Genomic DNA, 22,772 nt, shown 5'->3' on the forward strand with positions numbered 1-22,772 from the left:
GCCGTGCGGGTCATATGTCGCGGGCCGGGGCCGTGCTCTCCCGTTCGATCAGGCGGGGTACCGGCACCCGGACCGTTGCGGCCGGGCCGCCGTCGAGCAGGGCGGTCAGTTCGCGTGCCGCCGTGCGGCCGAATTCGGTGCTGTCGCGGGACAGGGCCGACAGCCACGGCTTGACCATGCGGCACAGGGCCGAGTCCTCCCAGGACACCACCGACACGTCGGCCGGCACGGAGAAGCCGAGTTCGGCGGCGGTCGCGACGCCCGCGAGGGCCATGACGTCGTTGTCGTAGATCAGGGCGGTCGGCGGAGCGGGCGAGCGGAGGACACGGCGGGTGACGGCGGCGCCCTCCGCGTCCGAGTAGTCGGTGGTGACCGACTCCACGCCGGTGAGCCCGCGCCGCCGGGCCTCGGCCGCCAGGGTGCGGATCCGCCGTTCGGTGTGGGCGAGGCCGGACAGCCCGGCGATGTGCACGATCCGCCGGTGGCCCAGGGTGTACAGGCCGTCCACCACCGACGCCATCGCGCCCGCGTCGTCGGCCCACACCGTGGACAGGCCGGGGTGCCGCTCGTCCGGCGCGCCGCCGATCACCACGGCGGGCAGCCCGAGTTCGTCGAGCAGGTCCGGGCGCGGGTCGTCGGTGCGCGGGTCCACCACCAGGACGCCGTCCACCCGGTGTTCGGCCCACCATCTGCGGTAGACCGCGCACTCGTCCGGCACCTCCTCCACCACCTGGAACAGCAGTCCGAGGTGCCGCTCGGCCAGCACTTCCTGGATGCCGGAGACCAGTTGCAGGAAGAAGGAGTCGACGCCGAGGGTGTCCGCGGGCCGGGCCAGCACCAGGCCGACCGTGGCCGCGCCCTCGCCCGACAGCGCGCGGGCCGCCGTACTGGGCCGCCAGCCCAGTTGTTCGGCGACCCGGCGCACCCGCTCGCGGGTGACGTCGGAGACGCCCGGCCTGCCGTTGAGGGCGAAGGAGACGGCGCTCTCCGAGACACCGGCGCGGCGCGCGATGTCCTTCATCGTCGGCCGACGCGCCGGGGACCGCTTGGCCGGCATGGTCGCCTCTTTTCTCGGCAGTGATCGCTAAAGCGCTTGAGTAGCGTGATCCTAAAGCGCTTTAGTTCCCACCGCAAGATGTTTCCCTCTCCTCCCTGACCTGTACTAATGCGCCATTGAAAGCTTTAGTGCTCCCGAATCCATTGACTTGCCCCGAAGGGGGCGTGCATGGTCCCTTCCGTCACCAGCCGCAGACACCGCAAGGGAGCCGTGTCACCGTGCCCATATCCCGCAGAGCACTCGCCGCCGCCGTCGCCGCCCTCGTCCTGCCGCTGAGCGCCTGCGGCGCCGGCGCCGGCGGTGGTTCGACGGACGCCTCCGGCAAGGTCGAGGGCGACATCACCTTCCAGACCTGGAATCTGCGCGCCAACTTCAAGGACTACTTCGACGGCCTGATCGCCGGCTTCGAGAAGAAGTACCCCGGCACCCACGTCAAGTGGGTCGACCAGCCCGCCGAGGGCTACGCCGACAAGATCAGCGCCGACGCGGCCGGCGGTACCCTGCCGGACGTCGTCAACGTCTCCCCCGATCTGGTCGCGCCGCTCGCCAAGGCGGGCCTGGCCATGGACCTCGACAAGGCCGCCGCGAAGTACCGCGGCGAGTACCTGCCCGGCGCCTGGGCCAGTCACCAGGTCCCCGGCATGCCGGGCACGTACGCCTTCCCCTGGTACCTGAACACCGGCCCGCTGTTCTACAACAAGGCCCTGTTCGCGAAAGCCGGGCTGGACCCGCGCAAACCGCCCAGGACGTACGACGAACTCTTCGCCGACGCGCTGCGGATGGCGCGGACGTCGGGCGGCAAGGTGGCCACCCTCGCCAACATCCCCACCATCGAGGACTTCGGCCGCTACGGCTCCTCCCTCATGGACAAGCAGGGCACCGGCTTCACCTTCAACGACGCCAAGGGGATCGAACTCCTCACCAAGTACAAGGAGTTGTACGACGCCAAGGGGCTGGACGCGCAGGCGCTGAACGCCACGCCGGAGTCGGCCGGGAAGGAGTTCCTGACCCAGGCCGTCGCCATGAACCCCGGCAGCGCCCTGGACCTGGACAACTTCAAGAAGCAGGCGCCGAGCCTGTACCGGAACATCGGCATCACCGACCAGATCACCAACACCGGCCACGTCAACATGTACGTGATGGGCCTGATGGTGAACTCCCGGACCCGGCACACGCCCGCGGCCGTCGCCTTCGCCCACTACGTCACCGACGCCGAGCACCAGATGTCCTTCGCCAGGAAGGTCGCCATCTTCCCGTCCACCGCCGGTTCGCTCGACGACCCGTACTTCACCAAGGAGGACGGCACCGACGAGACGCGGGTGCGCGTCGCCGCCGCCAAGTCGCTGAAGACCGCCGTCAATTACACGCCCGTGCTGTTCAGCGACCAGATGAAGACCGCGCTGCGCAACGAGGTCGGCAAGGCGCTCCAGGGCAGGCAGAGCCCCAAGGCGGCGCTCGACAACGCTGTCAGGGCGTGCGACCGGCTGCTGAAGCAGCAGGGGTGACGTGCCATGGCCACCCCGACCGTCGCCCGGTCGCGCCCGGCGCGTCCGGCGCGCCGCCCCCAGCGGCACCCGGTGATCCGGATCCGCCGCCAACTACCCACCAGCCCCTGGTTGTTCGCCGCGCCGGGACTGCTGATCACCGGCGCCTTCGTCCTCTACCCGTTCGTCTCCACGGTGGTCAACGCCTTCACCGACCGCCGCACCCTGATCCCCGGCCGGTTCGTCGGCCTCGCCAACTTCCGCGAGCTGCTGCACGACGACATGTTCTGGATCGGCCTGCGCAACAGCGCGCTGTACGTCCTCGGCGTCGTCCCGGCCCTGGTACTCCTGCCGCTGCTGCTCGCCCTGCTGGTGCACAAGGACATCCCCGGCATCGCCTTCTTCCGGTCCGCCTTCTACACCCCGGTCGTCGCTTCGATCGTGGTGGTCGGCCTGATCTGGGTGTGGCTGCTGGACGAGCGCGGCCTGGTGAACTCGCTCCTGGAGACGATCGGGGTGGGCAAGGCCGGCTTCCTCAGCGACCAGTGGCTGCTCCTGCTGAGCGCCATGGCCGTCACGGTCTGGAAGGGCCTCGGCTACTACATGATCATCTACCTGGCGGCGCTCGCCAACGTGCCGCGGGAGCTGCACGAGGCCGCCGCCGTGGACGGCGCGGGCCCCGTCCGCCGCTTCTGGAGCGTCACCGTGCCGGCCCTGCGCTCCACCATGGTCCTGGTCGCCGCGCTCTCCTCGGTCTCCGCCTTCAAGGTGTTCTCCGAGGTGTACCTGCTTGCCTCGCCGAGCGGCGGCCCCGCGGGCGAGGACACCACCCTGGTGATGCTCGTCCAGCGCACCGGCACCGGCCTGACCGGCCGGGTCGGCTACGCCTCCGCGATCTCCCTGGTCGTCTTCGCCGTCACCGTCGTGCTGATGCTGCTCGTGCTGCGCGCCGACCGGAGGGAGGACTCGTGAGCACCGCCGGGAAGGCGCCGCAGACCGGTACCCGGCCGGTCGGGGTCCGCGCGCCGCGCTTCCGCTTCACCGACGAGAACGGCCGTCGTATCCGGGCATGGGAGCTGGTCCTGCGCTACGTGCTGCTGGTCGCCGTACTCGCCCTGACGGTCGGCCCGTTCGTGTGGCAGCTGTCCACCTCGTTCAAGGGGCCCACCGAGGACATCTTCAGCTCACCGCCCGCGTTCCTGCCCAGCCATCCCACCCTGCACAACTACGAGCGGGTGACCGAGACCATCCCGGTGTGGGACTACGCGCTCAACTCGCTGAAGGTCGCCGCCGCCAGCGTCGTCACGAACTGCGTCGGTTCCGCCCTCGCCGGGTACGCCCTGGCCCGGCTGCGGTACCGGGGCCGCCGGGTGGCCGCCCTGGTCTTCGTCCTCGCGATGCTCGTGCCCGCAGAGGGCATCATCATCGCCCAGTTCACGACCATGCGGGAACTCGGCCTGAACAACACGCTCATCGGGGTCATGCTGCCCGGCTCCATCGGCGCGATGAACGTGCTGCTCATGCGCAACGCCTTCCGCAACCTGCCCTACGAGATCGAGGAGGCCGCCTACGTCGACGGCGCCCACGTCTGGCAGCGGTTCCTGCGGATCGCGCTGCCCTCGGTCAGGGGCACCCTCGCCGTGGTGGCGATCTTCGCCTTCATGGGCGCCTGGGACGACTTCCTGTGGCCGCTCATCGTGCTCAGCGACCCCTCCAAGTTCACCCTCACCATCGGCCTCGACTACCTGCACGGCACCTTCGCCAACGACGAACGCCTCGTCGCCGCCGGCACGATCATCGCCGTCGCACCGCTGATCGCCCTCTTCGCCTGCCTCCAGCGCTTCTTCTTCCGCGGGGTCGGCGAGGGCGCGGTCAAGGGCTGAACCCGGACCGGCCGGCCCAGCCGGCCCCCGGCCCCGTCCCGTATCCGACTTCCGCGAGGACCCCCGTATGCCTTCTGCCGTGCGCTTCGGCGTCAACTACACCCCGAGCCAGGGGTGGTTCCACCACTGGCTCGACTTCGACCTCGACGCCGTACGCGCCGACCTGGACTCCGTCTGCGCGCTCGGCCTGGACCACATCCGGGTCTTCCCGCTGTGGCCCTACTTCCAGCCCGACCGGGCGCTGATCCGCCCCCGCGCCGTGGAGCAGCTGGTACAACTGGTCGACGCCGCCGCCGAGCGCGGGCTCGACGTCGGCGTGGACGGTCTGCAAGGGCATCTGTCCAGCTTCGACTTCCTGCCCGCGTGGACCCGCACCTGGCACCGGCGCAACCTCTTCACCGACCCCGAGATGCTCGACGGCCAGGCCGCCTACCTGCACACCCTCGCCGCCGCCCTCGCCGGGCGGCCGGGCTTTCTCGGCATGACCCTCGGCAACGAGGTCAACCAGTTCTCCGCCGGCCCCCACCCCGACCCCGACCGGGCCACCACCGGCCAGATCGACGCCTGGCTGGAGCGGATGCTCGCCGCCTGCGAGAAGGGCGCCCCCGGCAAGCTGCACCTGCACGCCGGGTACGACGCCACCTGGTACCAGGACGACATGCCCTTCACCCCGGCCCAGGCGGCCCGGCGCGGCGCGGTCACCGCCGTGCACTCCTGGGTCTTCAACGGCACCGCTCAGCGCCACGGCCGCACCTCGGTGGCCACCGAGCACCACGCCGCGTACCTGATCGAGCTGAGCAAGGCCTGGGCCGGGGATCCGCACCGCCCGGTCTGGCTCCAGGAGGTCGGCGCCCCGGCCCCGCTCATCCCGGCCGAGCACGCCGCCGCCTTCGCCGAGGCCACCGTCGCGAACGCGCTGGACTGCCCCGACCTGTGGGGCATCACCTGGTGGTGCTCCCACGACGTCTCCCGCGACCTCGCCGACTTCCCCGAACTCGAATACGGACTCGGCCTGTTGACCAACGACCGGCGCCCCAAGGACCTCGCCCGCGCCCTGTCCCGCGCCGCCCGCGAGCACCACTACGCGCCGACCCCGCGCACCACCGCCCTCGCCGTCCCCGCCGACCCGGCCGCCCGCTCCCGCTGCGCCCCCGGCGGTGACGTCTTCGAGGCGTTCTTCCGGCTCACCGCCGACGGCGCCCGCCCCACCACCGTCCTCGACACCCTCGCGGCCGACCCGGACCATCTGGCCGCCCGTGCCGTCACCGAGGTCGTCACACCCGATCAGGTACTCCGCACCCGCCGAGGAGGCATCCGTCCGTGAACCCCACCCGACGCGCCGTCCTGCTCGCCGGCGCCGCCGCCGCGTTCCTGCCAGCAGGCACCGCCCGCGCCGTCCCGAAGGCACCGGCCGCGCTGGAACCGTACGCCTCCTACTGGTACCCGGACTCCCTGCCCTCGGGCAGCCCCGGCCCCGGCATCACCTGGCGCAGCCTGAAGACCTGGCGCGCCGCCACCGACACCGATCTGCCCTTCAACGCCGCCTCCGTCCCGCTCGCGGACCGCTTCACACCGGCCCCCGCGAACTCCACCGCCCGCGCCGGGCAGGCCCGCATCCAGGCCCTGGTCTCCTTCGGGCCCACCTCCTCCCACCCCGCCCAGGGCTCGGCCACCGCCGACTCCTACGCCCTCACCCACTGGGCGTACCTGGACGAGCTGGTGTTCTGGGGCGGCTCGTCCGGGGAGGGCCTGATCCTCGCCCCGAACGCCCCGGTCGTGGACGCGGCGCACCGGCACGGCGTGCCCGTCCTCGGCACCGTCTTCCTGCCGCCCGCCGCCTACGGCGGACAGCTCCGGTGGACCCGCGACCTCGTGCAGCAGGACGCCTCCGGCCACCACCCACTCGCCGCACAGCTCGTCGCGGTGGCGTCGGCGTACGGCTTCGACGGCTGGTTCGTCAACGCCGAGACGGGCGGCGGGGACAGCGCCCTCGGCGCCGCCATGCTCGGCTTCGTCACCGAGCTGAAGCGGCTCGCCTCGGCCGCGGGGCAGCGGATCACCTGGTACGACGCGATGACCGTGAACGGCTCGGTGAGCTGGCAGGGCGCGCTGAACGGGCAGAACCAGGCCCTCTTCCAGGCCGCCGACGACATGTTCCTCGACTTCCGCTGGAGCGCGTCCTCGCTCGCCGCCTCCGGGCAGGGGGCCGGCCGGCTGGGCCGTGACCGCTACGAGTTGTGGGCCGGTGTCGATGTCGAGTCGGACGGCTGGGACACCCCGGTGGACTGGGACGCGATCGTGCCCGCCGACCGCCCGCACGTCACCTCCCTCGGCCTGTACCGGCCCGAGTGGACCCGCGGCCACCTGCCCGCCGGTCACACCCCCGAGGACTTCCACGCCGCCGACGACCGGTTCTGGACCGGCCGCTCCCTCGACCCGTCCCGGCCCAACCCCGCCGACGGCTGGCGGGCGCCCGCCGTGTCCGTCGCCGACCGCTCCACCGTCACCGCGCTGCCCTTCGCGAGCGTCTTCAACACCGGGCACGGGCTGCGCTGGTACGAGGACGGCGAGATCGCCTCCGACACCCCCTGGACCCACCTCGGCCTCCAGGACCGGCTGCCCTCCCGGCGCTGGGTGGTGCGCGGCGACGGCCCACGGCCCGCCGTCGCCTTCGACTTCGCGGACGCCTGGCGCGGCGGCAGCAGCGTCCTCGTGGACGGCGCGCTCGACCGTCCCGCCGTACTGGACCTGTACGCGACCCGGCTGCCGCTCTCCCTGGGCACCGTGGTCGAGCTGACCCATCGCACGGACTCCGGGGCCGTCCGCGCCGAACTGGCCGTGGCGACCGCCGAGCCGGGCACGGCCGGGGCGGCGCCGCCGTACACCTTCCTGCCCGTGCCGGGCGGAACCGGCGGCGGCTGGCACACCTCGGTCGTCCGGCTCACCGGGCTGTCCGGGACGGTGCACGCGCTCGGCGTCCGGCTGACCGCCACCGGCGGCGGCCCGGCGCGCTGGCGGCTCGGCGGCCTCGCCGTCCACGACGGCACCGGCACCCCGGCCGCCCCCACCGGCCCGCGGGTCACCGCCGCGTCCGGCGGCGACCTGCGGCTCGCCTGGAACCACCCGGCGCCCGGCACGGTACGCCACTACACCCTGTACCGCGTGCTGCCCGGCGGCACCCGGCGCTTCCTGGGCGCCACCGGCCAGCGCGCGTACTTCGCCGGCGGCCAGACACCCGCGCCGGGCGAGCGCGCCGGACGGTTCGAGGTGCGGGCCGTTGGGGAGTTGTACACCTCGTCCGCACCCGCGACCCTCACCCACCCCTGGTGACCGCCCGCCGGTCCATCTCCGCTGACGTACGACCTACGGAGCATCCCGCATGCATGACGACCGCAGTCTGATCGAGGCGCGCCTCAAGCGTGTCCTGGACGAGCGCATCCGCCCCGCCGTGTACCCCGAGTCCGTCCCCCTCCAGGTCGCGGTGTGGCACGCGCCCGGCGAACCCGTGCCGGTCGCCGAGGGGCTCGCCGCCGAGCCGGAGCCGATCCGGGTGGGCGCCCGATGGGGTGCTCCGTGGGGCACCAGCTGGTTCCGGGTGACCGGCACCGTGCCGCGGCAGTGGGCCGGGCGGACCGTGGAGGCGCTGCTCGACCTGGGCTTCGACGAGAACATGCCCGGCTTCCAGTGCGAGGGCCTGGTCTACAGGCCCGACGGCACCCCGGTGAAGGGCCTGAACCCGCGCAACCAGTGGGTGCGGATCGGCGCGCCCGTCGCGGGCGGCGAGGAGGTGCGGCTGCACATCGAGGCCGCCTCCAACCCGGTCATCCTCGACTACCACCCCTTCCTGCCGACCCGGCTCGGCGACCGGGAGACCGCGGGCGGGGAACCGCAGTACACCCTGACCCGCATGGATCTCGCGGTGTTCGACACGACCGTGTGGGAGCTGGTGATCGACCTGGAGGTGCTCGGCGAGCTGATGGCCGAGCTGCCGGTGGACTCCCCGCGCCGCTACGAGATCCTGCGCGCCGTGGACCGGGCGCTCGACGCCGTCGACCTCCAGGACGTGGGCGGCACCGCCGGCCGCGCCCGCGCACAGCTCAGCGGGGTGCTGTCCGCGCCGGCCGTGCCCTCCGCGCACCGGATCAGCGCCGTCGGGCACGCGCACATCGACTCCGCCTGGCTGTGGCCGCTGCGCGAGACCGTGCGCAAGGTGGCCCGGACCGCGTCCAACATGACCGCCCTGCTGGAGGACGAACCGGAGTTCGTGTTCGCCATGTCGCAGGCGCAGCAGTGGGCGTGGGTGAAGGAGCACCGGCCCGAGGTGTGGGCGCGGGTGAAGAAGGCGGTGGCGCAGGGGCGGTTCGTGCCGGCCGGCGGGATGTGGGTGGAGTCGGACACCAACATGCCCGGTTCGGAGGCGATGGCCCGGCAGTTCGTGCACGGAAAGCGGTTCTTCCTGGACGAGTTCGGCATCGAGAACGACGAGGCGTGGCTGCCGGACACCTTCGGTTTCGCCGCCGGGCTGCCGCAGATCATCAAGGCGGCGGGCTCCTCCCGGCTGCTGACGCAGAAGATCTCCTGGTCGCGCACGAACTCGTTCCCGCACCACACCTTCCAGTGGGAGGGCATCGACGGCACTCGTGTCTTCACGCACTTCCCGCCCGTCGACACCTACAACTGCTCCATGAAGGGCAGCGAGATCGCGCACGCGGCCCGCAATTTCAAGGACAAGGGCGCCGCCCGGCACTCGCTCGCCCCCACCGGCTGGGGTGACGGAGGCGGCGGCACCACCCGCGAGATGGTCGCCAAGGCCGCCCGGCTGCGTGACCTGGAGGGCTCGGCACGGGTGGTGTGGGAGACCCCGCGGGCCTTCTTCGACAAGGCCGAGGCCGAGTACCCCGAACCTCCTGTCTGGGTGGGCGAGTTGTACCTGGAGCTGCACCGGGCCACCCTCACCAGCCAGGCCGGGACCAAGCAGGGCAACCGGCGCAGCGAACACCTGCTGCGCGAGGCCGAGTTGTGGGCGGCGACGGCGGCCGTGCGGACCGGGTTCCGCTACCCGTACGAGGAGCTGGACCGGATCTGGAAGACGGTGCTGCTCCACCAGTTCCACGACATCCTGCCCGGCTCGTCCATCGCCTGGGTGCACCGCGAGGCACGGGCGACCTACGCGCGGGTCGCCGGGGAACTGAACGGGATCATCGAGGCCGCGCAGCGCGCGCTGGCGGGCGAGGGCGGCACGCCGCTGGTCTTCAACGCGGCTCCGCACGCCCGCGCCGGCGTCCCGGCCGGCGCCGCCGCCACCCCCGTCGCCGAAGGCCGCACCCGCCTGACGCCCCGCGAGGGTGGCGGCCACGTCCTGGACAACGGCCTGCTGCGCGTCGGGGTCGACGGCCGGGGCCTCGTGGTCTCCGCGTACGACATCGAGGCCGACCGGGAGGCGATCGCACCCGGCGGGGCCGCGAACCTCCTCCAACTGCACCCGGACTTCCCGAACATGTGGGACGCGTGGGACGTGGACGAGTTCTACCGCAACACCGTCGCCGACCTCACCGACGCCGATGCGGTCACGCCCGGCGAGGACGGCGCCTCGGTACGGATCGTCCGGTCCTTCGGGTCCTCCCGCGTGAGCCAGGTGCTCTCGCTGGCGGCGGGCGAGCGGCGGCTGGTGCTGGACACGGAGGTCGACTGGCACGAGACGGAGAAGTTCCTCAAGCTCGCCTTCCCGCTGGACGTGCACGCCGAACGGTACGCGTCCGAGACCCAGTTCGGGCACGTCCACCGGCCCACCCACACCAACACCTCGTGGGAGGCCGCCAGGTTCGAGGCGTGCAACCACCGCTTCGTCCACCTGGCGGAGCCGGGCTGGGGTGTGGCGGTCGTCAACGACTCGACGTACGGGCACGACGTGACCCGGACCGTCCGCGCCGATGGCGACCGCGGCACCACCACCACGGTCCGGGTGTCGCTGCTGCGCGCCCCCCGCTTCCCCGACCCGGAGACGGACCAGGGTGTGCACCGCTTCCGGCACGCGCTGGTGCCGGGCGCGGACATCGCCGACGCGGTGCGCGAGGGCTGGCGGATCAATGTGCCCGAGCGGCGGACGACCGGCGCCGGTCCGGTCGCGCCGCTGGTGTCGGTGGACGCGGACGCGGTGGTCGTGACGGCGGTCAAGCTGGCCGACGACGGCAGCGGCGACGTCGTGGTGCGCTTCCACGAGGCGTACGGCGGCCGGGTCCGGGCCACGCTGACCGCCGGGTTCGAGGTCGCCGGGGCCGCGGTGACCGACCTGCTGGAGCGGCCGCTGCCCGATGCGGCGCCGCCCCGGCGGGACGGTGACCGGATCGCGGTGCGGCTGCGCCCGTTCGAGCTGATGACGCTGCGGCTGCGGCGGCCCTGAGTTCCCCGGCGCTTCCCGGATTCCGGCTTGCGAGCCTGGTGCCGTGACGGCGCCGGGCTCGCGCCGCTCTGGTGGCCGGGCCCCCGCGTCGGAGGGGGCCCGGCGCGGCGGAGGGCCTACGGGGCCATCTCGTACGACCCGGACAGCGCCTCGACCCGCTGCCAGACCCGGTCGGTGCGGGCCTGGTCCGGGACGGGTCGGCGGATCGCGGCGAGGGCCCACTCGCGCTGCGCCTCGGTCGCCGAGTCCTTGCCGTGCAGTTCGACGGCCTGTGCGGAGAAGTCCCGGACGAGGACGGCGAAGAGTTCGTCGAGCACGTCCGTGTCGAGCCCGGTCAGGGCGGCCTGCTCCAGGACGAGCTGACCGTGCACGACGAGGGCGAAGAGGTGGCCGACCGCGAGGACGAGGTCGAGGTCACGGCTCTGCTCGGCGTCGGGGGCGGCGGTGGCGACGAACGCGCAGAGGGCGTCGGCCTGTTCGCGCAGGCGGCTCACGTTGGGCAGGTGCGCGTATGTGTCGAAGGCCGGCCGCCAGTCGTGGAAGCGGACCGCGCCGAGGCCGCGGGCCGGTCCCTGCCGGAACAGGAAGTCGTCGTCCGCGGCGTCGTGGCGGGTCGGGACGGCGGGGTACTCGGCGGGGTCGAGGAGGTGGTTGCGCAGGAACTTCAGGATCAGCGCCAGGTTGACGTGGACGGTGCCCTCCAGCTTGGGCAGGCTCCGGATCTCCACGGCCGCCTGGGCGAAGTAGTTGTCCTTCTCGAAGCCCTTGGCGGCGATGACATCCCACAGCAGGTCGATGACCTTCTCGCCCTCCGTGGTCACCTTCATCTTCGTCATCGGGTTGAAGAGGAGGTAGCGGCGGTCGTCGGGGCCCGCGCAGCGGAAGTAGTCGACCGCGCGGTCGCTGAACGCCTTCATGCCGACGAGGCGGACGTACGCGTCGGTCAACTCGCGGCGCACGTGCGGGAAGGCGGTGACGGGGCGGCCGTACAGGACGCGGTTGTGGGCGTGGGTGACGGCCTCGTACATCGCGTGCTCGCAGATGCCGATCGAGGCGGTGCAGAGGTTGAACTTGCCGACGTTGACGGTGTTCAGGGCGGCGTCGAAGGCGGCGCGGCCCGTGTGCAGGACGTCCTCGGCCGCGACCGGGTAGTCCTCCAGGCGGAACTCGCTGACGAACTTCGAGGAGTCGACGACGTTCTTGACCAGGTGGTAGGCGGGGTGGCGGCTGTCGGCGGCGAAGAACACGTAGCCGTCGGGCCCCTCGACGTCGGTGCGGCGGCCGAAGACGGAGACGAGTCCGGCGGCGTTGCCGTTGCCGATGTAGTACTTGGAGCCGGTGGCCCGGAAACCGCCGTCACCGTAGGGTTCGAGCAGCATGTCGGTGGAGTAGATGTCGGCGCCGTGGGCCTTCTCGGAGAGGCCGAACGCGAACACCTCGCCCTGGTCCAGGAGTTCGGCCGCGCGGGCACGGGCGGCGGCGTTGTCGCTCTGCCAGACCGGGCCGAGGCCGAGGATGGTGACCTGCCAGGCGTACCAGTAGTCCAGGCCGTAGAAGCCGAGGATCTCGTTGAGGGCCGCGATCCGGGCGGTGTCCCACCGCTTGTCCGGCTCGTCCGCGCCGGCGGCAAAGGACGGGGTGAGGAAGGTGGCGAACAGGTTCTCCTTCGCCGCGAAGGCGAGGAAGTCGCCGAGCCACGCGCGGCTGCGGTAGTCCTCGATCAGCCGCCGCTTCCCGCGCTCCTCGAACCAGTCGACGGTGGCGCGCAGCAGGCGGCGCGTCTCGGGGTCGAAGTGCGCGGGGTCGTAGGTGTGCGGGTTGAACAGCAGCTGGTCGGCCATGGGTGAGAGCGCCTTTCGGCTGGGGGGCGGGTGGGCATCGGGTGGCCTGCGGGCTGGACCGGCGGACCGGTCGGGCGGAGGCGGGGATCAGCTGGACGGACCGAACCGGGCCAGCGTGCCGAGCACGTCGTCCAACCAGCCGATCATCATCCGCTCGTACGCGATGCCGCCGCGCAGTACCGCGTGCTGCAGCTCGCGCTCCGCGTCGGGCGGCGCCTGCGGCCCGGCCGGGCCGGGCTCGGGTTCCGGGAAGTCCCGTGCCTGGCCCGCGAGATAGTGCGCCAGCCGGTCCCGGTGGGCCTGGCGGTGCCGCCGCACCTCGCGGATCAGGGCGGCCGGGTCGTCGAAGGCGGCGCCCCGGATCTTGACGGCCAGGTCGTGGCGGACGCTCTCCGGCTCGATCGGGTCGTGCAGCCAGGACGAGAGCGCGGCGCGGCCGAGGTCGGCGACGCGGTACTCCTTCTTGTCCGGCCGGCCCTGCTGCGGGACGTCCCGCGCCTCGACCCAGCCGTCGTTCTCCATGCGTTTGAGCACGCGGTAGATCTGCTGGTGGGTCGCGGTCCAGAAGTAGCCGATGGAGCGCTCGAAACGCCGGGCCAGCTCATAGCCGGAGCCCGGCTTCTCCAGGAGCGACACGAGGATCGCGTGTTCGAGCGCCATGCCGTCGATCCTGCTATGCAACTCGTTGCATAGCAAGCCCCGCCCGCCCCGATGCGACGCGGGTCACCCTCCGGCCGCCGGGGGCGCGCCTCGCGGGTGAGAGTGTCAGGGGGCTCGGTGTCGTGTGGCGCCGGTGCTCCGGGGTTCTTCCCCAGGGGCACCGGCGCCGGTGACGGATACGGTCAGGAGCCGAGGTAGGCCTCCACCTCGCTGAACTGGCCGGCCGGCCAGCCCGTGTTGGCGCTGACGGTCAGGCGCAGGTAGCGCAGGTTCGTGCCGGCCGGCAGGGACACCGTGGCGGTGTTGCCGGTGGCCGGGTCGAAGCGGTAGCCCTGGGCGCCGGACACGGTGGAGTAGGACGAGCCGTCGGTGCTGCCGAGCACGGTGACGGTCTGGGTGCGGGCGCCCCACGCCGAGGACGGCGGGAGCTTCAGCACCAGCCGGCGTACCGCGTACGACGAGCCGAGGTCGACCGTCAGGGACTGCGGGAAGGCGTTGTTGGTGGACTCCCAGTACGAGTTGGCGTCGCCGTCGACCGCCTTGCCGGGCGTGTAGACGTCCTGGGAGCCGGTCGCGGTGGCCGGGCGGCCCTTGGCGAGGTTGCGATTGGGGTCGGGCGCCGGGTTGCCCTGGCCGGGCTGGGGCCAGCTGGAGCAGTCCGACCAGGTGCTGGACCAGCCGGAGTTGCCGCCGCCGTCGGTGAGGGCGAAGGAGCCGGAGTTCGCCGGGTAGGGGCAGTTGTACACCCCGGCCGCGCCGACGCCGGTGGCGGTGACGTTCTTGAACGTGGCCGCGCCCTGCGCCTCCGCCTGGACCACGACCGTGCCGGTGTTCTGCACCGTCGCGCCGGTCACGTTGACGTTCCGCACCGGGTAGCCCTGCCCGCCGCCGGAGACGAACTCGAAGGCGCTGTAGGGGCTGTCGGTGATCGTGGTGTTGGTGATGTTCACGGTGGCGTTGATGGCGCTGTCGTACGAGTCGACGCGCAGCGCGCCCATCGGGTGGTTCCAGTTGGGGTTGAGCGCGCCGGTGCGCACCAGCGTGTTGCCGTCGACCGTGATGGTGCCGGACAGCGGTGAGAACGGGTCCATGAACTTCTGGTTGGAGATGGCGATGCCGCTGCCGAGGGCGTTGGTGTCGGAGACCAGGTTGCCGCGCACGGTGATGTCGGTGCCGCCGTAGATGGCGATGCCGTTGGCGAGGTTGGGCTGGGAGATGGTGTTGTTCTCGAAGCTGGAGTCGGTGTCCGGGGAGTACAGCGACCACATGGCGAGGGAGTCGTCGCCCTGGTTGCGCAGGAAGTTGTTGCTGACCCGGACGCCCTTGGCGGTGCCGTTGAGGTTGATGCCGTCGGCGGTGGTGTCGAGGATGCGGTTGTTCTCCACGACCAGGTTGTCGTTGGTGCCGGTCAGCCACAGGCCGCACTTGAGGTGCTGGATCCACATGCCGGAGACGGACGAGCCGGGTCCGAGGGAACCGTTGACGAAGTTGTCCGGATTGGAGTCGACGCGTTCGGTGACCTCGCCGAACACCGCGAAGTCCTTGATGTGGACGTTCCCCGCGGAGCTGGACTGGTCGATGAACCGGGAGGTGTGCACGACGGAGTACCAGCTGCCCGCGCCTTGCAGGGTGACGTTCTGTACGCCGTTGAGGGAGGAGGTGAGCTTGTAGTCGCCCGGCGGTATCCACACCGTGCCGCCCTGGGCGGCGGCGATGGCGTCCCGGAACGCCTGGGTCGAGTCGCCGTTGCCGCTGGGGTCGGCGCCCTTGGAGACGACGGACACCGATCCGGACGGCTGGGCGGCGGCCCCGGCGACCTGCTCGAAGTCGGCCACGTCGACGGTGACTTGGGTGTTGGTCGCCACGAACGCGACCTTGTCGCCCGCCTGGAGGTTCTGCCCGAGCAGCAGCCGGGAGTCGTCGAAGAAGTGGTGCGTCTTGCTGCCGGTGATCCAGCCGGTGTCGACGTAGGAGTACGTGGACGTCACCGGGAGGGTCTTGGCGAGCTTGGTGCCGTTGACGTACACGTCGAGCGAGCCGGACTGGCCGTCCGGGACGCTGTAGGAGACGTTCACCGCGTTGGCCGCGCGCGGCACGGTGAACTCCACCCGCTGCCCCGAGGTCAGCCGGACGGCCTGCCGGCCGGACGCCTCCGAGGCGAGGGTGCCCTGGGTGTAGTCCGGGCCGATCTTCGTGCCGGTGGTGCTGGCCGCCTCGGCCTCGACCGAGGTGAAGGGCAGCGTGGCCCCCGCGGCGGTCGCCGCGTGCGCGGCGGGTGCCAGCGTGACGAGCATGCCGGCGGCGAGGGCGACGACGGCCCCGATGGCCGGCATGCGCCTGACATGTCTGGCGGTGCTGGTGTGCATGAGCTGTTCCCTTCGTGGTGGGGGTGCGCGGGACAGCGGTGCGCCGCGGCTCAGGCGCGCAGCCAGGCCGCGGTGTCCTGCGGCAGCCGGCCCGTCTCGTCCAGGGGGCCGCTGCTGAGCAGGAGTTCGGAGTGCGCGGGGAGGTCGGCGGGGGTGGCCGAGAAGTTCACCGCGCAGATCACACGGCTCGCGCCGCTCGGATCGTTCGGGTCGCTCGCGTCGCCCGCGCGGGAGAAGGCGAGGACGTCGTCCGGGGTGGGCAGCCAGGTGAGGGGGCCGGTGCCGAAGCGGGGGCGCAGGGCGATGGCCCTGCGGTAGAGGGTGAGCATGGAGCCGGGGTCGTACTCCTGGCGGTCGGCGGCGTAGGACGGCCAGTCGGCCGGCTGCGGCAGCCACGGTTCGACCTGTGAGCCGAAGCCCGCGTACGGCATGTCTGCGGCCCACGGCAGCGGCACCCGGCAGCCGTCGCGGCCGGGGTCGGTGCCGCCCGAGCGGTGGTACATCGGGTCCTGGATGCGGTCGGGCGGGATCTCGGCTTCCGGAAGCCCCAGTTCCTCCCCCTGGTAGAGGTACACCGAGCCGGGCAGCGCGAGGGACAGCAGGGCGGCCGCCCGCGCCCTGCGGGTGCCGAGCTCCGGATCGGACGGGGTGCCGAAGGCCTTGGTCGCGAAGTCGAAGGCGGTGTCCGCGCGGCCGTAGCGGGTGACCGTGCGGGTGACGTCGTGGTTGCACAGCACCCAGGTGGCGGGGGCGCCGACCGGGGCGTGTTCGGCGAGGGTGGTGTCGATGGCGGCGCGCAGCCGTCCGGGGTGCCAGGGGCAGGACAGGAAGGCGAAGTTGAAGGCGGTGTGGAGTTCGTCGGGGCGCAGATACCGGGCGAAGCGTTCGGCGTCGGGGAGCCAGACCTCGCCGACGAAGACGCCGCCGTAGGCGTCGGCGACGGCGCGCCAGGAGCGGTAGATGTCGTGGAGTTCGTCGCGGTCGACGAAGGGGTGCGGCTGCGGACGCGTGGCGAGGTCCGGGAGGTCCGGGTCCTTGGCGAGCAGGGCCGCGGAGTCGATGCGGACCCCGGCGACACCCCGCTCGAACCAGAAGCGCAGGACGTCCTCGTGTTCCCGGCGGACGGCCGGGTGGGCCCAGTTGAGGTCGGGCTGTTCGGGGGTGAACAGGTGCAGGTACCACTCTCCGTCGGGCAGCCGGGTCCACACCGGATCGGTGGTGCCGGCGAACTGGGACGGCCAGTCGTTGGGCGGGAGTTCACCGTGTGCGCCGCGGCCGGGCCGGAAGTGGAACAGGTCCCGTTCGGGGCTGCCGGGGCCGGCGGCGAGGGCGGCCCGGAACCACGGGTGCCGGTCGGAGACGTGGTTGGGGACGATGTCGATGATGGTGCGGATGCCGAGCGAGCGGGCCTCGGCGATGAGCTTCTCCGCCTCGGCGAGGGTGCCGAACGCCGGGTCGATGGCGCGGTAGTCGGCGACGTCGTAGCCGCCGTCCTTCATCGGTGACCGGTACCAGGGGTTGAACCACAGCGCGTCCACGCCGAGTTCGGCCAGGTAGGGCAGCCGGGAGCGGACGCCCGCGAGGTCGCCGGTGCCGTCGCCGTCGCCGTCGGCGAAGCTGCGGACGTAGACCTGGTAGATGACGGCGGAGCGCCACCACTCGTGGTCGCTGAAGGCAGGGGTGGGCTGTCCCACTGGGCTGTGCCTTTCTGTAGACGGGCGGTCGGCTCGGGTGCGGTCGGCGTCAGCCCTTGGTGCTGCCCGCGCTGATCCCGGCGATGATGTGCCGCTGGAAGACGAGGAACAGCGCCACCATCGGGATGCCGGCGATCACCATCGCGGCGAGCAGCACGGTGAGCTGGATGTTCTGCGACAGCTGGACCAGGGCCACGCTGATCGGCTGCTTGTCGGTGTCGGAGAAGACCATCAGCGGCCACAGGAAGTCCTGCCAGACGGCGACCAGCGCGAAGATGGACACGACGCCGAGGACCGGCCGGGACATGGGCAGGACGACGGACCACAGGGTGCGCAGCCTGCCCGCGCCGTCGATCTCGGCGGCCTCCAGCACATCGCGGGGCAGCTGGTCGAAGAACCGCTTGAGCAGATAGAGGTTGAAGGCGTTGGCGACGGCCGGGAGCCAGATGGCGAGCGGGTCGTTGAGCAGGCTGGTGTGCAGCAGCGGCAGGTCGGCGACGGTGAGGTACTTGGGTACGACGAGGGCCTGGGCCGGCACCATGAGGGTGGCGAGGATGCCGCCGAGGATCACCTTGCCGAAGGCGGGCCGCAGTTTGGACAGGGCGTAGGCGGCGGCCGTGCAGAACACCAGCTGGAAGGCCCAGGCGCCGGCCGCCTGGACGACGGTGTTCCACAGGTGCTGCGGGAGCTGCATCAGGTCCCAGGCGTCGGTGTAGGCGCCGGTGTGCCAGTGCTCGGGCACGAGGGTCGGCGGGGTCCGGGCCACCTCGTCTGGGGACTTCATCGCGCCGGTGATCATCCAGTAGACCGGGAAGAGGAAGGCGAGCGCGAAGAGGACGACGACGGCGGTGAACACCGTCCAGTAGATCGCCCGGCCGCGGGGGCGGGCGAGGGTGGCCGGGGAGATCAGGGTGCGGGTGGCGGTCATGCGCTGTCCCCCTCGTCGCGGGTGAGCCGCAGGTAGAGGGCGGAGAAGGCGCCGAGCAGCAGCAGGAGCATGACGCTGAGGGCGCAGGCACCGCCGAAGTCGTTGTAGAGGAAGGCGTATTTGTAGATGAGGTAGAGCACGGTGACGGTGGCGCTCTCCGGTCCGCCGCCGGTGATGACGAACGGCTCGGTGAACACCTGCATGGTGGCGATGATCTGAAGGAGCATCAGCATCAGGATCACGAAGCGGGTCTGCGGGATCGTGATGTGCCGGATGCGCTGGAGGAGGCTCGCGCCGTCGAGTTCGGCGGCCTCGTACAGCTCGCCGGGGATGGACTGGAGGGCGGCCAGGTAGATGAGGACGGTGCCGCCGAGGTTGGCCCAGGTCGCCACGATCACCAGGGAGACGAGCGCGGTGTGGGTGCCGTTGGACCAGTTGGAGGTGGGCAGGTGGAGGAAGCGCAGCGCCTCGTTGGCGAGGCCGGCTCCGGGGTCGTAGAACCACTTCCACAGCAGGGCGCTGACCACCGGCGGGATCATCACCGGCAGGTAGACCACGACCCTGAAGAAGGCTTTGGCGTGCCGCAGTTCGTTGAGGACGAGGGCGAGCAGGAAGGGGACCGCGAAGCCGATGAGCAGGGCGAGCAGGGTGAAGGTGAAGGTGTTGCGCCAGGCGGCGGCGAATTCCGGGTCGTGCCAGACGCGGGTGAAGTTGGCGGTGCCGACCCACTGGGGCGGGGAGCCTGGGGTGTACTTCTGGAAGGCGATCACGACCGCGCGGATCGCCGGGTACCAGGAGAACAGGACGAAGCAGAGCAGGCCGCCGAGGAGGAAGGCGTAGGCGCGGAGTTGGTCGGTCAGGCGGCGCCGGCGCCGGTCCCCTGCCGGGGCCGGTGCCGGGACCGCGGGGACGGCGGCCGCCGCCGGCCGCCGCTCGGCCGTCTTGGTCATCGCGGTCAGCTCCGGGCCAGGATGCTGTCGATCTTGCCGGAGGCGTCCTTGAGGAGCCCGTCGATGTCGGCGTCCTTCTGGGTGAGGACGGCGGAGACGGCGGCGTCGAGGACGGAGTAGATCTGCTGCGCGTCCGGCGGCTCGATCTTCATCCGGAGCTTGGTGTTGCCGTCGAGGAAGCTCTGGTAGTTCTCCACCGGGACGTTGGCCTCGGCCCTCTTGATCTTCTGGTCCTCGGCGTCGGCGGCGCCGGTGAACAGGCGCGGTTCGGGCAGGCCGACGGGGGCGTTGTTGCGCTTGGCGCGGGCGTAGTCGCCGAGGAAGCCCTTGCCGGGGGTGAGGTACATGTGCTCCAGCCACTTGAGGCCGGCGCGGATCTGGGCGGGCGAGTCGTGCTTGTTGAACATGTAGCCGTCGCCGCCGATCAGGGTGGCCTGGCCGCCAGGCATGGGGCCGATGGCGATGTCGTCGTAGCTGGCGCCCTTCTCCTTGACGAGGATCGGGATGTTGTCGGGAGCCGCGAGGTACATGCCGAGTTTGCCGGCGCCCATCATCTGCTGCGCGTCGTTGATGACGAGGAGCTGCTTGCTGCCCATGGAGTCGTCGTTCCAGCGCATGTCGTGCAGGTTCTGCAGGACGGCGCGGCCCTCGGGGGTGTCGACGGTCGCCTTCTTGCCGTCGGCACTGACGACGTCGCCGCCCTGGGAGTACAACTCGGCGGTGAAGTGCCAGCCGCCCTGGTTCTGGGCGCTGTAGTCGGCGTACCCGACGGTGCCGTTGCCCAGGGCGGCGATCCTCTTGGCGTCGGCGCGGACCTCCGCCCAGGTGGTGGGGGGCTTGTCGGGGTCGAGGCCGGCCTTCCGGAACAGGGCGCGGTTGTAGATCAGGCCCATGCTGTATCCGGTGCGTGGTATGCCGTAGACCTTGCCGTTCACCGTGTAGATGTCCCGCAGTTGCTTCTGGAGGGTGCCGTAACTCTTCATCTCCTTGAGGTACGGCGTGAGGTCGGCGGCCTGGTTGATGTCCACGACGTGCCGGGCGTCGGTGAAGTACGTGTAGAACACGTCTTCCATCTGGCCGCCGGCGAGCTTGGCGTCGAAGGTCTTGGGGTCCTCGCAGGGGAAGGCGTCGTGGGTGACGACGTCGATGTCCGGGTTCTGCTTCTCGAAGGAGGCGACGTCCGCGTCGAAGAACTTCCGGTCGGTTCTGGAACTCTTCGGTGGTTCGCAGTTGACGGTGATGCGTGTCCTGCCGTTCGCCGCGCCGTCGCCGCCCGAACCACAGGCGGTGGCGGCGAGGGCGAGGGAGGAGCAGACGCCGATCGCGACGAAGGTGCGGCGGAACCCGGTGCTTGTCATTCGTTGGACCCCTCGGTGGCACTCATGGCGGGAGCTGCGGGCGCGGCACACTCAAGCACCGCCGACAAGGGTTCGCAAGATGTCGCGCGACTTCTGTAATTATTTGACAGTGCACCGGATCCGCTGGGGCCTCAGTCGTGCGGTGCCTGTCCGGTCGATCCGCGCACCACCAGCTCGGGCTCGAACAGAAGCTCCTCGACGGGTACGGCGGTGCCGCCGATCTGCGCGTTCAGCAGTTCCACGGCCGCGCGACCCATGGCCTCGATGGGCTGGCGGACGGTGGTGAGCGGGGGTTCGGTGCAGTTCATGAACGCCGAGTCGTCGTAGCCGACGACGGAGATCCGGCCCGGTACGTCGCGGCCCTTGCGCCGCGCGGCCCGGATCGCGCCGAGGGCGAGGGGATCGCTGGCGCAGATGATGCCGGTGACGCCCCGGTCGATCAGCCTGGAGGCGGCGGCGTGGCCGCCCTCGATGGAGAAGATGGCCCGCGCGACGTACTCCTCCGGCAGGCCGCCCGTAAGGGCGTGCGCGGCGGCCAGTTTGCGGGCGGAGGGCATGTGGTCGCCGGGGCCGAGGACCAGCCCGATGCGCTCGTGGCCGAGCGAGGCCAGGTGCCGCCAGGCCTGCTGGACGGCGACCGCGTCGTCACAGGACACCGCCGGGAAGCCGAGGTGTTCGATGGCCGCGTTGACCAGGACGACGGGGATGTTGCGGTCGGCGAGCAGCCGGTAGTGGTCGTGCGGGGCGTCGGCCTGGGCGTAGAGGCCGCCGGCGAAGACGACGCCGGACACCTGCTGCTGGAGCAGCAGTTCGACGTAGTCCGCCTCCGAGACGCCGCCCTTCGTCTGGGTGCACAGCACCGGGGTGAGCCCGAGCTGGGCGAGCGCGCCGCCGATCACCTCGGCGAATGCCGGGAAGATGGGGTTCTGCAGCTCCGGCAGGACCAGGCCGACGAGCCGGGCGCGCTCACCGCGCAGTTGGGTGGGGCGCTCGTAGCCGAGGACGTCGAGAGCCGTCAGCACCGCCTGCCGGGTGGCCTCGGAGACTCCCGGCCGGCCGTTGAGCACCCGGCTGACGGTGGCCTCGCTGACTCCGACCTTCTTCGCCACTTCCGCAAGTCGTCGCGTCATGCGCGCAAGAATAGCGCGGAATATGCAAGTGGCTTGCGTGGAGTGGCGGTGGCGGGTGACGGGCGGGGGTGCGAGCCAGGCGGACGGCGGGGGCGTCACTCATGCTCGGCGGGACGTTGCCTCACCTCCGTCACGGGCAGGCATTCGGCGAGCAGCTCGACGATGTCGTGCCAGGCCCGCCGCGCGTGCCGCGGGTGGTAGCCGACGCCAGGGCGCACGGTGTGGTCGACCGTCGGGTGGTGGAAGGCGTGCAGGGCTCCGCCGTAGACCACGAGGCGCCAGTCGACGCCGGCGGCCTGCATCTCGGCGGTGAACGCGTCCCGCTGCGCGGGCGGCATGATCGGGTCCTCCGAGCCGACCCCGGCCCACACCGGGCAGCGGATGCGCGCCGCCTCGCCCGGTCGGCCCGTGGTCAGCGCGTTGACCGTCGCGATCGCGCGCAGGTCGACGCCGTCGCGCCCGAGTTCCAGCCCGACAGCACCCCCGGTGCCGTAGCCGACGGCGGCGATCCGGTCGGGATCGGTCCGCGGTTCGGCGCGCAGCACGTCGAGCGCCGCATGGCCGATGCCCCGCATCCGGTCGGGATCGGCGATCAGCGGCAGGCAACGGGCCAGCATCTCCTGGGGGTCGTCCAGATAGCGCCCGCCGTGCAGGTCGAAGGCCAGCGCCACGTAGCCGAGTTCGGCGAGCGCATCGGCGCGGCGGCGCTCGACGTCGCTGAGCCCCACGCCCTCCGGTCCGAGCAGCACCGCGGGCCGTCGATCGACACCGGCCGGGAGCGCGAGGTGCCCGATCATCGTCAGGCCGTCGGCCGGGTACTCGACCCTGCGTGTCGTGATCGTCGTCATGAGCCCGGACTGTAGCGATCGCCGGGTCCGGTCCGGCTGGTGTTCCGCCCCCGGCGCAACAGCGCGGGGCTCCCCCGGACACCGTCGGTCGGCGCACCGGGCCGGCCGTGCTCTCCCATGGTGCGGCCCGTCGTCCCCCCGACTCCGCCGCAGCGAAAGCGGTTGAGGCTTCC

16 protein-coding genes are annotated in these 22,772 nt (G+C 71.7%); 6 read left to right on the top strand and 10 right to left on the bottom strand.

The features are described from left to right. Positions 1-10: 10 nt before the first annotated feature. The gene (locus ACZ7EC_RS01055; protein ID WP_471055951.1) at positions 11-1,057 is read right to left on the bottom strand and encodes a LacI family DNA-binding transcriptional regulator; all 1,047 of its coding nucleotides are present in this window, start codon (positions 1,055-1,057) and stop codon (positions 11-13) included. Between the two features lie 218 nt (positions 1,058-1,275). Between ACZ7EC_RS01055 and ACZ7EC_RS01060 the strand changes: the two genes are divergently transcribed. The 6 genes from ACZ7EC_RS01060 (at position 1,276) to ACZ7EC_RS01085 (ending at position 10,824) form a co-directional block, all read left to right on the top strand. Further along, positions 1,276-2,562, top strand: coding sequence for an ABC transporter substrate-binding protein (locus ACZ7EC_RS01060; RefSeq protein ID WP_471055954.1), 1,287 nt, complete (start codon positions 1,276-1,278; stop codon positions 2,560-2,562). A gap of 6 nt (positions 2,563-2,568) precedes the next feature. Next, entirely contained in the window at positions 2,569-3,513 is a 945-nt protein-coding gene (locus tag ACZ7EC_RS01065; RefSeq protein ID WP_471055957.1) for a carbohydrate ABC transporter permease, read from the top strand. Next, a complete protein-coding gene (locus ACZ7EC_RS01070; protein ID WP_471055960.1) occupies positions 3,510-4,424 on the top strand; it encodes a carbohydrate ABC transporter permease in 915 nt (304 codons plus the stop codon). The genes ACZ7EC_RS01065 and ACZ7EC_RS01070 overlap by 4 nt, the downstream gene beginning before the upstream one ends. Positions 4,425-4,491: 67 nt before the next feature. Continuing rightward, positions 4,492-5,748 carry a glycoside hydrolase 5 family protein gene (locus ACZ7EC_RS01075; RefSeq protein WP_471055963.1) on the top strand — a complete coding sequence of 419 codons (1,257 nt, stop codon included), beginning with the start codon at positions 4,492-4,494 and terminating at the stop codon, positions 5,746-5,748. Beyond that, positions 5,745-7,754, top strand: coding sequence for an endo-beta-N-acetylglucosaminidase (locus ACZ7EC_RS01080; RefSeq protein WP_471055966.1), 2,010 nt, complete (start codon positions 5,745-5,747; stop codon positions 7,752-7,754). The genes ACZ7EC_RS01075 and ACZ7EC_RS01080 overlap by 4 nt, the downstream gene beginning before the upstream one ends. A gap of 49 nt (positions 7,755-7,803) precedes the next feature. Continuing rightward, the gene (locus ACZ7EC_RS01085; RefSeq protein ID WP_471055969.1) at positions 7,804-10,824 is read left to right on the top strand and encodes an alpha-mannosidase; all 3,021 of its coding nucleotides are present in this window, start codon (positions 7,804-7,806) and stop codon (positions 10,822-10,824) included. Between the two features lie 116 nt (positions 10,825-10,940). On the opposite strand, the gene ACZ7EC_RS01090 is transcribed toward ACZ7EC_RS01085, so the two are convergent. From ACZ7EC_RS01090 to ACZ7EC_RS01130, 9 genes are all read right to left on the bottom strand, one after another. Then, positions 10,941-12,665: an acyl-CoA dehydrogenase family protein gene (locus ACZ7EC_RS01090; protein ID WP_471055972.1), complete on the bottom strand. Its 1,725-nt coding sequence runs from the start codon at positions 12,663-12,665 to the stop codon at positions 10,941-10,943. A gap of 87 nt (positions 12,666-12,752) precedes the next feature. Beyond that, complete coding sequence (locus tag ACZ7EC_RS01095) at positions 12,753-13,325, bottom strand: PadR family transcriptional regulator (protein ID WP_471055975.1); 573 nt, start codon at positions 13,323-13,325, stop codon at positions 12,753-12,755. 182 nt (positions 13,326-13,507) lie between these two features. Then, positions 13,508-15,691: a discoidin domain-containing protein gene (locus tag ACZ7EC_RS01100; RefSeq protein ID WP_471055978.1), complete on the bottom strand. Its 2,184-nt coding sequence runs from the start codon at positions 15,689-15,691 to the stop codon at positions 13,508-13,510. A gap of 50 nt (positions 15,692-15,741) precedes the next feature. After that, positions 15,742-17,385 (bottom strand): glycoside hydrolase family 13 protein, encoded by a 1,644-nt coding sequence (locus ACZ7EC_RS01105; protein WP_471055981.1) that lies wholly within the window; start codon positions 17,383-17,385, stop codon positions 15,742-15,744. 49 nt (positions 17,386-17,434) lie between these two features. Next, entirely contained in the window at positions 17,435-18,313 is an 879-nt protein-coding gene (locus tag ACZ7EC_RS01110) for a carbohydrate ABC transporter permease (protein WP_471055984.1), read from the bottom strand. Further along, positions 18,310-19,263, bottom strand: coding sequence for a carbohydrate ABC transporter permease (locus ACZ7EC_RS01115; RefSeq protein WP_471055987.1), 954 nt, complete (start codon positions 19,261-19,263; stop codon positions 18,310-18,312). Before ACZ7EC_RS01115 ends, ACZ7EC_RS01110 begins: the two co-directional genes overlap by 4 nt. A gap of 5 nt (positions 19,264-19,268) precedes the next feature. Next, positions 19,269-20,621, bottom strand: coding sequence for an ABC transporter substrate-binding protein (locus ACZ7EC_RS01120; RefSeq protein WP_471055990.1), 1,353 nt, complete (start codon positions 20,619-20,621; stop codon positions 19,269-19,271). Between the two features lie 131 nt (positions 20,622-20,752). Further along, positions 20,753-21,751 (bottom strand): LacI family DNA-binding transcriptional regulator, encoded by a 999-nt coding sequence (locus ACZ7EC_RS01125; RefSeq protein ID WP_471055993.1) that lies wholly within the window; start codon positions 21,749-21,751, stop codon positions 20,753-20,755. A gap of 95 nt (positions 21,752-21,846) precedes the next feature. Continuing rightward, positions 21,847-22,599, bottom strand: a complete 753-nt coding sequence (locus tag ACZ7EC_RS01130; protein ID WP_471055995.1) for a dienelactone hydrolase family protein — start codon at positions 22,597-22,599, stop codon at positions 21,847-21,849. Positions 22,600-22,772: the final 173 nt, after the last annotated feature.

This window comes from Streptomyces sp. NPDC037203, from assembly GCF_055605065.1.